Consider the following 13,626-nt stretch of genomic DNA (forward strand, 5'->3'; position numbering starts at 1 on the left):
GAGGCGTTGCCCACTTCGCCCCGGGCGGGGCCTTGTGCGGTGGGGCGGCGTCGTGTGCCGGCGCGCCCGGCAGCCCCGTTAGTGCAGGTGCTGCTGCCAATCGGCCGGCACGCGTCCGGCGGGGCCGGGCACCGGCTGGTCGAGCGGATGGTACTCCGGCGGCGCCAGCCGCGGGCCCTCGAAGGCCGAGGAGTCCGCACAGCTCCAGAACCAGTCCTCACCGGGCTCGTAGCTGCGGATGACGGGGTGGCCGGTCTGCTGCTCATGCGCGGTGGCATGCCGGTTGGGGGAGGAGTCGCAGCAGCCGATGTGTCCGCATTCGGCGCATCGGCGCAGGTGGAACCACCACCCGCCGGATTCGGTGCACTCCGCACAGCCGGGGCCGCTTGGCGGTGCGGCGGGGTTGATGCCGGGAAGGGGTCCCATAACGCTCCCATACTCACATTGATGCTCATTGCCCAGGCCACCCCGTGGCCTCCACGGTAACGGCCGGGGGCGGCAGCCAACAGCCCTGCGTCGCTGCCGCCTCCGGCGTCGGCCCTGCCCGGGTCGGGGTGGGACGAACCTGGTCCGGCCTGGCCCGGTTCCGACCCGCCCGGTTAGTTCTGGCTCCGTCCGCGGCGGGGGAGCAGCATGCCCGCCGCGGCCAGGCCGACGGCGAGCGCTCCTGCCAGCGGAAGCGCCGCATCGGCCGGGTGTCCCGTATCGGATGACGTGGTGATGCCGGCGTCGGCCGCTCCGGCGGGAAGGCCGGAAACCTGCGACGGCATCAGGGTGCCGCAGGCCGCCGGCAGGGTGGCTGCCAGCGGAAGCGACGGATCCTCGGGGCTGGGCTTGGCCTGTGCAGCGGACGAGAGAAGAGCCGGGTCCACGCCGTGGACCTCAAAGGTGGCGGTGCCGGCCTGCAGCGCCTGCAGGGTGGCGGCGTCGAGAGGGACGGTGCGCTCGTAGCTGTAGGCGGGCCCTGCGGGGAAGCGGTCGACGGCGGTGGAGGACGTCGGGCCGGTGTCTCCGGAGAGCGTGAGGGAGGTGCTGATGGAGCCCGTCAGGGGCATGCCTTCCATGGAGCTGACGGCACCGTCTCCGTCGGCGTCGGCTTCCGGGCCGGCGCAGAGGCCCGCCCCGCCGATGTGGATGTGCTGGGCATGCGGGAACGGGGCGCCCTGCCATTGGGCGGCAGCCCCGCTGACGTGGACGGTCACGGTCGCTTCGGAACCGTGCACTGCCACGGAGGCGTGGCCGCTGGTACCGCTGTTGTTGGCCGGCGCGAGGTCCGCCTGCCAGACGCCTTCGTCGGCTACGGCGGGCATGGATCCTGCGGCGAGGAAGCCAAGCGTGATGACGGGCAATGCAAGGAAACGTGATGCTCTCATGGGACAGGCCTTCCGGGTGGAAACGGTCAGTTGATGAAGCACCCCCGAGAAGTGTAGGAAGCGGCGGAGGACCTGCGGAACAGTCCGGCCCGCAGGTGCCCGGCCCGCTCCCGCTTTCAGGCCCCGCCGGCGGCGGGCAGGGACCAGGCGCCCGCCGCTGCTGCGGCGGCGGCGAATTCCGTGAAGCTGATTCCGGGCCGCCCGGTCAGGTCCCGCAGCGTCGCGGTGGGCCTGGTTCCCGCGGACAGGGCGGAGAAGGCGGTGACCGCGGCTTCGACGGCTTCGACCGGGACACCGGCGGACAGCAGCCCGCGGCGGTACGCGTCGGCGGACCCGTCGAAGGCGACCGGGCGGCCCGACGCCGCTGCGAGGACCGCGCAGGCCTGGTCGAAGGACAGGGCCTCGGGTCCGGTGATCTCCAGCGTTCCCTCCGCACCGCCGTCGGGATCCAGTGCGGCGGCTCCGGCCTCGCCCACGTCCGCCGTGTCGATGAACGCGAACGGAGCTGCGCCGACGGGCAGGCTGAGCATGCCGGCGCGGATGGAGTCGGCGAAGATCCCCTCGGAAAAGTTCTGGCTCAGCCAGTCCGGACGCAGGATGGCCCAGGAACGGGCGGCGCCTCGGACCAGCTCTTCTGCCTCCAGCAGGCGCCGGTCGCCCATTTCCTCGACGCCGCGGCTGGAAAGCAGCACCAGCCGCCTGCCGTCGGCCGCCTGCTCGATGAAGCGGGGATCAGCACCCACACCCTCGGGCAGCAGAAGGAAGACGGCATCGGCGCCGTCGAGCAGCGGATGCCAGCTGACCGGATCTGTCAGGTCCAAGGCGGGGCGGCCCTGCCGCGATCCTTCCCGGACCCGCCAGCCCCGGGCACGCGCCGCAGTCGCAACCTGCCGGCCGATCTTTCCGCTGGCGCCGGTGACCAGCACGGTGAAATCGCTCATATTTCGAGGGTAGGAGGCACAGCGGTCGGATCCGGTCCTGATCGGCGTTGGATCCGGGGGCCGGCAGGGGAGAGGCGGGTCGCCGCGCATGTCCCTTCCGGCACACCCGGCCGTGAGGTTCCGCACGGCGTTCCCCATGATTCGGCGGCGTCGGCTGGAAGTGCCAAAAAAGCCGGCCGTCCCGCCGTCCTAACCTGAAAAAATGAAGTTCCTGCCCTGGGTGGCAGCGGGTTTCATGGGTGCTGCCGCGGCAGCCGGAACCCTGGCTGCCACAGTCATCGCCAACGATCCCCGACCCTCGGCCTTCTTTATCCGCAGCGTGTTCTCCAGCGGCGGCAAGCTGCAGCTTCGCAAGCTGAGGCGGCACGTTGCCGTGGGACATTCCGTGGCGCACCGCAGCCTGCCCTACCTCGATGACTCGGCCGGACCCTCCCTGGACATCTTCCTGCCGGCGGACACCGAGCCGGGGGAGTTGCTGCCCGTGGTGGTCTGGGTGCACGGCGGAGCGTGGATCTCCGGCTGCAAGGAGAACGTCGCCCCGTATCTGGAAATTCTCGCGGCCCACGGGTACGCCGTCGTCGGTGTTGGGTACTCGATCTCCCCGGAAGCCAGCTATCCGCAGGCGCTCATCGAACTGAACAGCGCCCTGGGCTACCTGCGGGAACGTGCGGGGGAGTTCGGCTTCGATCCGGAGCGGATCGTGCTGGCCGGAGATTCGGCCGGAGCCCAGCTGGCGGCCCAGCTGGCGCTCACCATCACCGACCCGGACTACGCCGAGCTGACCGGACTCGTTCCCGCGGCGGCGCCCAGGCACCTGCGGGGGATGCTGTTGTTCTGCGGCGTGTACGACCTGCAGGCGATGGCCCTGCTGACCGGCCCGCTCGGATGGGGCTTCCGCACGGTGCTCTGGGCCTACACGGGCGCGAAGGACTGGACCGCAACGGCGGCTGCCGATCACATGTCGATCCTGGACCACGTGGGCCCAAACTTCCCGCCGACCTATATATCCGGAGGTAACGGAGACTACCTGACCGAGCATCAGTCGATTCCGCTGGCGGACCGGCTGCGGGAGCTGGGTGTTCCGGTCATCGACCGGTTCTGGCCCAAGGACCACCGGCCGTCCCTCGGACATGAGTACCAGTTCAAGCTGCAGCTGCCTGATGCCCGGTCCGTCCTGGCGGAGACGGTGGACTTCGTGGACGCCGTGACCGGCCGTCCTGTGCAGTCGGACCGGACGGATCCGCAGCGGATGCAGCCGGAGCTGCCGGAGCCGCACCAGCGAGCACGGATCCGTCCGGAGCAGGTGCAGCTGGAAGGGACGCAGCCGGAGCGGACGCACCCGGAGCTGCAGGAAGCCGCCTGACCCCAGGGGGAAGGATGAGGGGGAGCCCCTTCCAGCCTTTAGTTGACATAATGTGGATTATCGGCACATAAGGCAGGGGCCAGTAGGGGTATCTGTGTGCACCCACGCGTGTCCCCCTGCGCGTGTGTGTTTTCCTGCCGTTCCGTGGCTTTCTTGGCCGCCGTCGCTCTCTTTCTTCCTTCCTCCGCCGGCGCCGCTCGTTCCGCTGCGCGCTGGACCTGATGGGTCTGTCCGGTCGACGATGCGCCGGGGCTCCGGTTCCTCGTCCAGGCCCGCCGGGTAATTGACATAATCCCCTGATCCGTAGGCCGGTGCCCGACGTCGGTCACCTTGCAGTTGACATAATCCCCCGGCGGCGGCAGCCCCAGGCTCCGGACTGCTCCGGCAGATTGACATAATCATCACGTGAAGATCAGCGCGTGAAGATCAGCACGTGCTGGCTGCCGCGGGGCCGGCACGCCGGGCTGGTTGACATAACCACGGCGGGTTCGGCGACCGGGCGTTACGTCCCGGCTTTCTTCAGGCTTTCCTCCGGCCCGGAGAACCCCTGCCGTCCTCCTCCCGGCCAGGCGCAGGTGACCTCCCCCGGCCGCTGGATCCGACCGCTCGGCGACGAACCTCACAGTACTCTTGCCAAAAACCCGCGTGGCGGTTCACAATTCGCGTCCGTTTGGTGTCCCGGTGTTCCTGACGTATATGATCTACGCTCAAAACCCCCCACACATTCAGGAGACCAGTAGTTCATGGCTACCGATTACGATGCCCCGCGCGTCAAAGAAGAAGACCAGCCGGCAGACTCCCTCGAGGGCCTGAAGGCGCAGCAGCGCGGCGGTGCGATGACGGCTGTCATCGACGTCGAGGAGTCCGATGCCATTGACGGCTTCGACCTCCCGGGCGCGGATCTCTCCGGCGAAGAGCTGCTGATCAAGGTCGTCCCCCCGCAGGCGGACGAGTTCACCTGCATGTCCTGCTTCCTCGTGCGTCACCGTTCCCAGATTGCGCGGGAAAAGAACGGCGAGAAGTACTGCCTGGACTGCGAAGGCTGATCTTCCCGGCAGCGCACAGGGTTCGGTGCCCAGGAACATCCTGCGGCACCGGGCCCTTTTTGCCGTCCTGAGCCCGCTGCCGTCCGGAGCCGGTCCGGAGCCCGCTGCGGTTCCCAGGCCGGCCCTCAGCGTCCCGCCGGCGCGATGTCCACGACCACTTCCGCGCGTCGTCGGCCCCTTCTGAACCGGGCTTCGGGCCGCGGCTCGAAGCGGGCGAACCGCGGTGCGCCTGCGGGGCGCAGGCCCTCTCCGGCCACTTCCACCGCGAGCCGGCGGCCTGCGGCCCGGAAACCCTCATCGGTCCACTTGCCGCCCAGCCGGGCGGCGGCGCCGAGCCTGTCCGGCACTCCCCTCAGGACGACCGCGGGGTCCCTGGGAAGCGGTGCAGTGTCGAGGTCGTAGTCGGCCGGAAGTGCGAAGCCGACCAGATGGACGCCGGGCAGGCCGCCGCCACGCAGCATCAGCGGCGAGGTCATCTCCACGGCCACCGGAAGGTTCGCCACCAGGCAGTCGCGGCTGCCCACCCGGCTGCGGTTGCCCCCGTGCAGATATCCGTGCAGGAAGCCGTAGGCGACCGTGGCGGCATCGGTGAAGGACGCGTGCACTGCCACTTCAGCCATGACATGGGCGGGATAGTGGCGAAGTTCGAATTTGCTGAATTCTTCAAGCACCGTGTAAAGCTGCTCCTTGCCCATGCTCCGAAGCGTACGGTCAGCTGATGTCGCTGCCCAGAGTGATGCGGCACCCCGGGGCTAGGATGATCCGGTGACTCCGGAAACCGCCGCCCTGCGCCTGCTGGTGCTCTCCCTCCTGGAAACCGCCGACGACGGCGCCCTCCCGCCGATCGTGCAGCTGGGCCATCCCGCGCTGCGGCGGCCTGCCGTGGACTTCGACGGACAGCTCGACGACGCCGAGCTCGCAGCGTTCCTCACGCTCATGCGCAGGGTGATGCACGAGGCTCCCGGGGTTGGCCTGGCAGCGCCGCAGCTGGGGGTGCCGCTGCGCCTGGCTGTACTGGAGGACACCTTTCCGGTCGACGAGGCGGTCGCGGAGGTGCGGGAAAGGGCACCGCTCCCCTATTTCGCGGTGATCAATCCACGGTGGCGGGCGCTGAGCGAACAGACCGCATCCTTCTACGAGGGCTGTCTCTCCTTTGACGGATACCAGGGCGTGGTCGAGCGGTACCGGCGGGTCGCCCTGGACTGGACCGGCGACGACGGCACCGCCCGCTCCGCCGAATTCGCCGGCTGGCAGGCGCGGATCGTCCAGCACGAGTGCGACCATCTGGACGGCACCGTCTACGTGGACCGCGTCGTGACCCGGTCGCTGGCCAGCACCGCGGAGTACCAGAGCCGCTGGGCCCGCCCGGATATCACCGAAGCCCGGGCCGGGCTGGGGTTTTAGCCCGCCCGCCCGGCCGCCGTCGTCGAACGTCCCGGGCGGCTCAGTCGGCCGCCGCACCCAGCGGCGCGTTCAGCTGATCGGCGCCGGTCACCGGCAGATGGGTCCGCCACCAGCGCAGGATGTGCTCGAACCGCTGCCGTCGGTGCCAGGGCGTCCCGGAACGGGAGAGCTCGTGGTTCTCGCCCGGAAAGAGCAGCAGCTCTGCAGGAACCCCGTTCATTCGCAACACGGCAAAATACCGCTGCGCCTGCTCGACGGGGCATCGCAGGTCCTCCTCGGAGTGCAGCACCAGCGTGGGCGTGCGAACCTGGCCGACCTTCGCCATCGGGCTCTGACCGGCCACGCGTTCGGGGTCGGTGCCGGTGTACTGGCCGCCGAAGAACCAGCCGATGTCCGCCGAGCCGGTGAAGCTGACCGGGTCGAGGAAACCGCGCTCGACGACGGCGGCCGCGAAGCGGTGCTCGTGCGCCGTGATCCACGCGGTCAGGTAGCCGCCGTAGGAGCCGCCCATGATGCCGACCCGTCCGGGGTCCAGGACCTCCGGGTACAGCCCGAGGCCGCCGTCGAGGAAGGCCAGGACATCGGTCATGTCCACGGTGCCCATCGCCTCCTTGATGATCCGGCCATGCTGCTGTCCGTACCCGGCGGAGCCGCGGGGGTTGCACATCAGCACGGCGTAGCCTGCGGCGGCGTAAATCTGGGCCTCGTCAAAGAGGGCACCGGTGTACTGGGCGAAAGGCCCGCCGTGGATGTTCAGCAGCACCGGATGCGGGCCCTCCCCGGCGGGGCGGACCAGCCAGCCGTGCACGGGGTATCCGTCCGGCCCCTCTATCACCAGCTCCTCCGGGGAAAGCACGGTGGTCCGTTCGCGGAGGGTGGTGGAGAAGTCCGCCAGCACCCGCTCGGCGCTGGGTACGTCGCTGGCCGCCTCGTCGTTGGCCGCGCCGTCGTTGGCCGCGCCGTGTCGGATCGCTGCGCCGTCGTTATCCGCCGCCGGGAGGGGCGCGCCGACAGCGGCAACTGCTCCGGCGGTCCCGGCGTCCGTGTAGGCCAGGGCAACCATGTCTCCGACCGCCGCCGCCCCGGTGATGACGCGGTCGCCTCCGGCCAGGCACCGGACGGCGCCGTCTGCAGTGACGTGGAGCAGCTCGACCCGGCCCCGGGTGCGGTTGAACACGAGTGCGCCGTCATCCACCGGGACGACCGGCCCTTCGGCGAGATCGATGGTCTCCACATCCGTGAGCCGCCGCATCAGCTCGGGCTGGGCGGCAGGTGCCGCGTAAAGGGCGGTGTTCCGGGCGACGAAGTCCATGCCGCTCTCCCCCAGCTCGCCCGCCAGGCAGTAGAGCTGCGACCCGTCCGGGCTCTCCACGGGATGGGAGACGCTCAGCAGGGTGCTGCCGTCCGCGCTGGTGAGGCGCTGCAGTCCCCCGTCGGCAAGGTTCAGCGACCAGGCGTCGGTGACCAGGTCGCCGTCGTGCCCGGCCGGAAGGGACGCGGCGAACAGGATCCGGGACCCGTCGGCTGAGAACACCGGTGTGGAATGGTCGGTGGGCTCGTGGGTGAGCTGACGGACGGCGGGCAGGCCGTTGCCGGCGCCCGGGATGTGCTCAGCGGCAGCTGCAGCCGGGATGCGTTCGGCGGGGTCGGCGGCCGACATCAGCTCTGCCGTACGCCCGACGGCGGGGATCCAGGGTTCGTCCTGCAGGTCCGGAAGCTCCAGCAGGAAGATCTGCAGCGGTTTGTCGGCGAGGTATCCGACGCCGTTCATGCGGTAGTTCAGGCGGGTGATCAGCCGGGGATCTTCGGCCGGGGCGGCGACGCCGTCCATCGTGCCGTATCTGCCCGGTTCCGGCAGCCGGGCGGCGAAAACCACCTGGCTTGAGTCGGGCGAAAACCGGAACCAGGACACGCCCAGCGGCTGATCCGTCAGCTGGAGCGGCTCACCGCCGGAGGCGTCGACGACGTACAGCTGAGCGCGCCCGCCCGGCACGGCCCGAAGAAAGCCGAGCAGCGCACCGTCCGGGGAGAACAGGGGGTCGGTATCCCGGAAACCGCGCGTGATCCTGCGCGGCCCGCCGCCGTCCAGCGGCAGGCTCCACAGCTGCCCCACATATGCGTCCGCACGGAAGTCGGGGCGCGTCACCGAGACAACGCACCGGTCACCGGCGGGGTGCAGGGTGGGTGCGGAAACGGAGTTGAGGAGATCCAGGTCACGTGGCTGCATGCACCCGAGCCTAACGGCTGGCGGGAGCCGTCCGGTCGGATCCTGCAGGCGTATGGAGAGTCAGTTGCCTGCTGGTGCCCTACCTAAAGGGTGCGCTCGATTACTTGCCGTGGCTCTTTCCACCGCCCTTGTAGGTGCCTGCTCGGGGGCATAGATTCGAACACATGTTCGAGGATAATGGTCAGCGGGTGGCCCCCTCAGCCAGCACCGGCACCGGCGGCTTCGTCCGAGCTGGCTCTGCCGCAGGCAACGGGGTCGGAGCCGCGTCTGCTCGCCGTGGAGGTCGGGCCCCGTCGGAGGTCAGGGTGTTGGTGGGGGCGGCCGGAGCCGCGGTGGCGGAGCTGATCGAGGTGCTGGGCCGGGTCTCGGTTCCTGACGTGGTGCTGGTGGATGTGCTGCGCGGTCTGGAGGACTTGAAGGCTTCCGCCGCCGCCGGACAGGCGCTGGCAGCGGTCCGGCTGGATATCTCGCAGCGGCGGGCGCAGGAAGCAGCAGGGGTCCCGCGCGGTCAGCTGGGCCGGGGCGTGGGAGCGCAGGTCGCACTGGCACGCCGGGACTCCCCCGCCCGCGGCGGACGGCACCTCGGATTGGCCAAAGCCCTGGTCAAGGAGCTGCCCTGCACGCTCGCCGGGCTGGCTGCGGGACGGATCAGCGAGTGGCGGGCCACGCTGATCGCCCGCGAGACCGCCTGCCTCGAACCCGCTGACCGGGCGGAGGTGGACCGGCTGGTCGCAGGGAACCTGGACGAGATCGAACGCCTCGGAGACCGGCAGCTCATCGGACAGCTGCGCCGCCACACCTACCGGCTGGACCCGCGCTCGGTGGTGAACCGGTCACGCAAAGCCGAGGCCGAACGCTACGTCTCCCTGCGCCCGGCACCGGACACCATGTGCTGGCTCACCGCCCTGCTGCCCGTCGCCCAAGGCGTCGCCGTCTACGCCGCTCTCTCCCGGGCCGCTGACACCGCCCGCACAACAGGCGCCCCGGGTACCGGTGCGGGTGGCTCGGCGGGTGCCGGCGGACAGCCTCGCAGCCGGGGCCAGGTCATGGCGGACACGCTCATCGAACGCATCACCGGCCGCGACCCGTCCCAACCGCCCCGGCTGGAAGTGCAGCTGGTCATCACCGACCGCACCCTGCTCCACGGAAACAACGAACCGGCCCTGCTGCACGGCTACGACACCGTACCCGCCCCCTGGGCCCGAGACCTCATCAACCACGCCCTCACCGGCGCAGGGACGGATACCGGGGCCTGCGCCGGAACAGGCGCCGGCACAGGCATGGGAACAGGCCTCGGTGCAGGCGCAGGGACGGTGCAGGCGCAGGGGCAGCGGCCCCCGGACCTGACGCTGCGACGGCTCTACACCGCGCCCGGGACCGGGGAACTGATCGCCATGGACTCCCGCGCCCGCGCCTTTCCACCCGGACTGGCCCGCTTCATCACCACCCGCGACCAACACTGCCGCACCCCCTGGTGCGGGGCACCCATCCGCCACATCGACCACGCGACACCCCACGCACGAGGAGGCAGCACTGCAGCGTTCAACGGCCAGGGCCTGTGCGAAAACTGCAACTACGCCAAACAGGCACCCGGCTGGACCACCACAACCACCGCCACAACCACCACCACAACCCCCACCAACCGAACCACGCCCCGCACGGAACCACCCGATCAGGCGGCACCCATCGGACAACCGGCACCCCAACACACCGCCCCACCCGAACCCACCGCCCCACCCGGCCCTTCGATGCCCAGCCCCCACGCAACGCTCATCACGACCCCGACCGGACACACCTACACCTCCACACCACCCGCGCTACCCGGCTCGGGCACCGCAGAAGGCCCTGTTGCGACGGCCACGACTGAGTCCGGCAGCGCCACCGCTTCGGTGACCGCGGCGTGAAGGGGGTATCTCGCCCCTTGAGGCTGCCCGCGTTCGGGGCCCTGAAGGGGCCGCGAAGGGTCAGCGAAGGGCGACGCGGAAAGCGCGGGGGTCCGAGGAGCTTCCGAGGTGGTCGGCAGCCTGGTCCGACTGCGCGGGCGAATGTGCCGACGCCTAGGATGGATGCATGCCTTCCTCCCGCCCTCTTCTGCTCTGCCCGGTCTGCGGAGAGGCAATCCCGGACACCCGCCGCGCGCGTGAGCTGGTCTGCCCGGCCGGCCACCGCTTCGACGCCGCCAAACAGGGGTACTTCAACCTCCTGACCGGGCAGGGCACCCGCTTCCAGGCGGACACCGCCGAAATGGTGCAGGCCCGGGTGGATTTCCTCGCTGCCGGACACTACGCCCCGCTGGCGGCAGCCCTCGCCGCCGCAGCCGGGAGAGCCGTTCCCGGCGCGGAAAGGGTGCTCGACGCCGGGGCCGGCACGGGCTACTACCTCGCGGAGGTCGCCTCCGGCCTGCAGGCGGACGGCATCGGCCTCGACATCTCGAAGTATGCCCTCCGACGCGCCGCGCGCGCACTGCCGGACGGCATCCACCTGGTCTGGGATGTGTGGCGCACCCTGCCGCTGGCCGACGGATCAGTTGACGTGGTGCTGAACGTCTTCGCTCCGCGCAACCCCGCCGAGTTCCACCGCGTGCTCGCCCCCGGCGGAGTTCTCCTCGTGGTCACTCCGCGCGCGGAACACCTCGAGGAACTGCGCACCCTCGCCGGAATGCTCGACGTGGCCGGCGGCAAAGACGAGCAGGTCGCCGAGGCCCTGGCAGACCGTTTCCGCCTCGAGTCCAGCGAGGAGATCATCGGGCAGCCCGAACTCTCCGCTGCGGACCTGCGCAACGCGGCTCTCATGGGCCCCTCGGCGCATCACCTCAACGCGTCCCGGCTCGACGAGGCGCTGGAAGCCGCGAAGCCGCCGGTTAGTGTCACCACCGCCTTCACCCTGCAGGTCTTCCGGCCCATCTAGGCGCCGGCGCGGAAAAACGTTACCAACCCGGTTCCTCCCGCCCTGTGCCGGGCGCCGCAGGTACGGCAGAATGGTCGGACAGCAGCCTCCCGCAGCAACACCCCCTCGCATCCGCGAGGCGGCAGGAACAAAAGGAGTAAGCCGAAGATGGAAGAGCTTTACCAGTGGTTGGGAACCTACGGCTGGGCAGTGTGGCTCGTGCTGTTCCTCGGGCTTGCCGCGGTTGAAACGCTCACGCTGGATCTGATCTTCGCGATGCTCTCCGTGGGAGCCCTGGCCGCCATGCTCGGGGCCCTGTTCGGCGCCCCGCTCTTCCTCCAGGTCGTGATCTTCTGCCTGGTGGCGCTGCTGATGATCCTGCTGGTGCGGCCCGTGGCCCTTCGCCACCTCAAGGGCAACAGCGCGGAAACCCGCAGCAACGTGGACCGGCTCATCGGCGAGTCCGCCGTAGCGCTGGATACGGTCGGCGGCTCCGCGGGAACCGTCCGGCTGGCCGGCGAGGTGTGGACCGCGCGCACCGCCGACGGCTCGACCGTGGCCGCCGGAACCCTGATGAATGTCGCCCGCATCGAGGGCGCGACCGCCGTCGTCCAGCCCGCCCACGGCGGCCACGCGGCAGACGACGGCGGTGCCGCCGCCGGCGGCGAAGCCTGATCCAAGCCTGACCGACGGAGCGCACGCTCCAGCCACGCCGGAGGACGGCGTACAACCAAAACCCGAGGGGGGAAATGGAAACCGCAACAACCGTCACGCTCGTGATCCTGGCGATCCTGGTGATCTTCGTGCTGGTGGTGATCTCCAAAGCCATCAGGATCATCCCGCAGGCGCGGGCCGGCGTGGTGGAACGCCTGGGCAAGTACCAGCGCACGCTGACGCCGGGCCTGACCATCCTTATTCCGTTCGTCGACCGGCTGCTGCCGCTGCTGGACCTCCGCGAACAGGTCGTGTCCTTCCCGCCCCAGCAGGTGATCACCGAGGACAGCCTGGTCGTCTCGATCGACACTGTGGTCTATTTCCAGGTCACCGACGCGCGGGCCGCCACCTACGAAATCGCCGACTACATCCAGGCGGTGGAGCAGCTGACGACCACCACCCTGCGCAACGTGGTCGGCGGCCTGAACCTCGAAGAGGCCCTGACGTCCCGCGACCGGATCAACGGGCAGCTGCGCGGGGTGCTGGACGAAGCCACCGGGCGCTGGGGCATCCGGGTATCCCGGGTCGAGCTGAAGGCCATCGAGCCGCCCGCAAGCATCCAGGATTCGATGGAAAAGCAGATGCGGGCCGAGCGCGAACGCCGCGCCACCATCCTCACCGCGGAAGGCACCAAGCAGGCGCAGATCCTCACCGCGGAAGGACGCCGCCAGGCGGAGATCCTCAGCGCCGAGGGCGACGCCAAAGCCGCCATCCTGCGGGCCGACGGTGAAGCGCAGGCCATCCAGAAGGTGTTCGACGCGGTCCACCGCGGCGATCCGGATCCGAAGCTGCTGGCCTACCAGTACCTGCAGACCCTGCCCAAGCTGGCCGAGGGAAGCTCGAACAAGGTCTGGATCATCCCCAGCGAGCTCGGCGATGCCCTGCGCACCATGAAGGGCGGGTTCACTGACCTGCTTCCCGACGGCATGCGGAGCGCAGCGGCCAACGGGAACGGCAGTGCCGCCGGCGCCGAAGCGGGCGCCGCCGCCGCTTCCGACGCCGGTGCTTCCGCTGCCGGAAGCACGCTGCCGGCCGCAGCCGCCACCGACGGGACGGTCCGGCCCTCCTAGGCTCCGGAAGGCCGGGCTGCGCCCCTGCACCGCCGGGCGGCGGGCAGGGGCGCAGCATGTCCCGGGTATAATGGGTTGTTTGCCGGGTACTGCGGCCAGGCGGCCCGCTGCGGGAACACCTGACGGACCGCCCGCGTTATACAGACGCCGCGTCCGGGCCGGCACCACAAGCACTACATCGGAGTCCGGGCGGGACTTCGAAGCGAAGAGGGAGAAAAGATGAGCGATCGTAGCCTGCGGGGCATGCGCCTTGGCGCGCAGAGCATGGAGACCGAATCCGGCGTCGAGCCGGCTCCTCGCCAGCGTGTCGAGTACCGCTGCGAGGACGGCGAGCGAGTCTTCGTGACCTTCGCCGCCGAGGCTGAGGTGCCTCCCGTATGGGTCTCCAAGTCGGGCAAGGAAGCGGTCCTCGTGGACGGCGAACGCCCCGAGAACACCAACGAGAAGCCGGTCCGCACGCACTGGGACATGCTCCTGGAGCGCCGCAGCATCGAGGAGCTGGAGCAGATCCTCCAGGACCGTCTGAAGCTCCTGCGCGAACGGCGCGGAGAGCGCGCCAGCGCCTGACGCCGGCGCCAACGACGAGGGGCGGATCCGAACCT

13 protein-coding genes are annotated in these 13,626 nt (G+C 70.0%); 8 read left to right on the forward strand and 5 right to left on the reverse strand.

Going from position 1 to position 13,626, the window contains the following annotated elements:
- Positions 1-78 precede the first annotated feature (78 nt).
- From AC5RUW_RS05790 to AC5RUW_RS05800, 3 genes are all read right to left on the reverse strand, one after another.
- Positions 79-426: a UBP-type zinc finger domain-containing protein gene (locus AC5RUW_RS05790; protein WP_494159818.1), complete on the reverse strand. Its 348-nt coding sequence runs from the start codon at positions 424-426 to the stop codon at positions 79-81.
- A gap of 173 nt (positions 427-599) precedes the next feature.
- The gene (locus AC5RUW_RS05795) at positions 600-1,373 is read right to left on the reverse strand and encodes a hypothetical protein (RefSeq protein WP_494007046.1); all 774 of its coding nucleotides are present in this window, start codon (positions 1,371-1,373) and stop codon (positions 600-602) included.
- 116 nt (positions 1,374-1,489) lie between these two features.
- Positions 1,490-2,314, reverse strand: a complete 825-nt coding sequence (locus AC5RUW_RS05800; protein ID WP_494159819.1) for an SDR family oxidoreductase — start codon at positions 2,312-2,314, stop codon at positions 1,490-1,492.
- Between the two features lie 202 nt (positions 2,315-2,516).
- On the opposite strand from AC5RUW_RS05800, the gene AC5RUW_RS05805 reads away from it, so the two are divergent.
- Both AC5RUW_RS05805 and AC5RUW_RS05810 read left to right on the forward strand, forming a co-directional pair.
- A complete protein-coding gene (locus AC5RUW_RS05805) occupies positions 2,517-3,677 on the forward strand; it encodes an alpha/beta hydrolase (protein WP_494159820.1) in 1,161 nt (386 codons plus the stop codon).
- A 743-nt stretch (positions 3,678-4,420) separates the two neighbouring features.
- Complete coding sequence (locus tag AC5RUW_RS05810) at positions 4,421-4,723, forward strand: DUF4193 domain-containing protein (protein WP_494159821.1); 303 nt, start codon at positions 4,421-4,423, stop codon at positions 4,721-4,723.
- A gap of 125 nt (positions 4,724-4,848) precedes the next feature.
- On the opposite strand, the gene AC5RUW_RS05815 is transcribed toward AC5RUW_RS05810, so the two are convergent.
- On the reverse strand, positions 4,849-5,418 hold the full coding sequence (locus AC5RUW_RS05815) for an SOUL family heme-binding protein (protein ID WP_494159822.1): 570 nt from the start codon (positions 5,416-5,418) through the stop codon (positions 4,849-4,851).
- 70 nt (positions 5,419-5,488) lie between these two features.
- Here AC5RUW_RS05815 and AC5RUW_RS05820 point away from each other — a divergent pair, with 70 nt between their 5' ends.
- On the forward strand, positions 5,489-6,127 hold the full coding sequence (locus tag AC5RUW_RS05820) for a peptide deformylase (RefSeq protein ID WP_494159823.1): 639 nt from the start codon (positions 5,489-5,491) through the stop codon (positions 6,125-6,127).
- Between the two features lie 40 nt (positions 6,128-6,167).
- On the opposite strand, the gene AC5RUW_RS05825 is transcribed toward AC5RUW_RS05820, so the two are convergent.
- Entirely contained in the window at positions 6,168-8,354 is a 2,187-nt protein-coding gene (locus AC5RUW_RS05825) for a S9 family peptidase (protein WP_494159824.1), read from the reverse strand.
- A gap of 311 nt (positions 8,355-8,665) precedes the next feature.
- On the opposite strand from AC5RUW_RS05825, the gene AC5RUW_RS05830 reads away from it, so the two are divergent.
- The 5 genes from AC5RUW_RS05830 (at position 8,666) to AC5RUW_RS05850 (ending at position 13,591) form a co-directional block, all read left to right on the forward strand.
- Positions 8,666-10,258 carry an HNH endonuclease gene (locus AC5RUW_RS05830; RefSeq protein WP_494160198.1) on the forward strand — a complete coding sequence of 531 codons (1,593 nt, stop codon included), beginning with the start codon at positions 8,666-8,668 and terminating at the stop codon, positions 10,256-10,258.
- Between the two features lie 166 nt (positions 10,259-10,424).
- The gene (locus tag AC5RUW_RS05835) at positions 10,425-11,261 is read left to right on the forward strand and encodes a methyltransferase domain-containing protein (protein WP_494159825.1); all 837 of its coding nucleotides are present in this window, start codon (positions 10,425-10,427) and stop codon (positions 11,259-11,261) included.
- A gap of 147 nt (positions 11,262-11,408) precedes the next feature.
- Complete coding sequence (locus tag AC5RUW_RS05840) at positions 11,409-11,915, forward strand: NfeD family protein (protein ID WP_494159826.1); 507 nt, start codon at positions 11,409-11,411, stop codon at positions 11,913-11,915.
- A gap of 74 nt (positions 11,916-11,989) precedes the next feature.
- Complete coding sequence (locus tag AC5RUW_RS05845; protein ID WP_494159827.1) at positions 11,990-13,024, forward strand: SPFH domain-containing protein; 1,035 nt, start codon at positions 11,990-11,992, stop codon at positions 13,022-13,024.
- 219 nt (positions 13,025-13,243) lie between these two features.
- The gene (locus AC5RUW_RS05850) at positions 13,244-13,591 is read left to right on the forward strand and encodes an RNA polymerase-binding protein RbpA (protein ID WP_494159828.1); all 348 of its coding nucleotides are present in this window, start codon (positions 13,244-13,246) and stop codon (positions 13,589-13,591) included.
- The last annotated feature ends 35 nt before the right edge of the window (positions 13,592-13,626 follow it).

The organism is Arthrobacter sp. Y3222053 (genome assembly GCF_059092805.1).

What these genes read in the sequence shown, in the direction of transcription:
- AC5RUW_RS05790 (WP_494159818.1), bottom strand. Translation starts at nt 426, where the DNA reads ATGGGACCCCTTCCCGGCATCAACCCCGCCGCACCGCCAAGCGGCCCC.
- AC5RUW_RS05795 (WP_494007046.1), bottom strand. Translation starts at nt 1,373, where the DNA reads ATGAGAGCATCACGTTTCCTTGCATTGCCCGTCATCACGCTTGGCTTC.
- AC5RUW_RS05800 (WP_494159819.1), bottom strand. Translation starts at nt 2,314, where the DNA reads ATGAGCGATTTCACCGTGCTGGTCACCGGCGCCAGCGGAAAGATCGGC.
- AC5RUW_RS05805 (WP_494159820.1), top strand. Translation starts at nt 2,517, where the DNA reads ATGAAGTTCCTGCCCTGGGTGGCAGCGGGTTTCATGGGTGCTGCCGCG.
- AC5RUW_RS05810 (WP_494159821.1), top strand. Translation starts at nt 4,421, where the DNA reads ATGGCTACCGATTACGATGCCCCGCGCGTCAAAGAAGAAGACCAGCCG.
- AC5RUW_RS05815 (WP_494159822.1), bottom strand. Translation starts at nt 5,418, where the DNA reads ATGGGCAAGGAGCAGCTTTACACGGTGCTTGAAGAATTCAGCAAATTC.
- AC5RUW_RS05825 (WP_494159824.1), bottom strand. Translation starts at nt 8,354, where the DNA reads ATGCAGCCACGTGACCTGGATCTCCTCAACTCCGTTTCCGCACCCACC.
- AC5RUW_RS05835 (WP_494159825.1), top strand. Translation starts at nt 10,425, where the DNA reads ATGCCTTCCTCCCGCCCTCTTCTGCTCTGCCCGGTCTGCGGAGAGGCA.
- AC5RUW_RS05840 (WP_494159826.1), top strand. Translation starts at nt 11,409, where the DNA reads ATGGAAGAGCTTTACCAGTGGTTGGGAACCTACGGCTGGGCAGTGTGG.
- AC5RUW_RS05845 (WP_494159827.1), top strand. Translation starts at nt 11,990, where the DNA reads ATGGAAACCGCAACAACCGTCACGCTCGTGATCCTGGCGATCCTGGTG.
- AC5RUW_RS05850 (WP_494159828.1), top strand. Translation starts at nt 13,244, where the DNA reads ATGAGCGATCGTAGCCTGCGGGGCATGCGCCTTGGCGCGCAGAGCATG.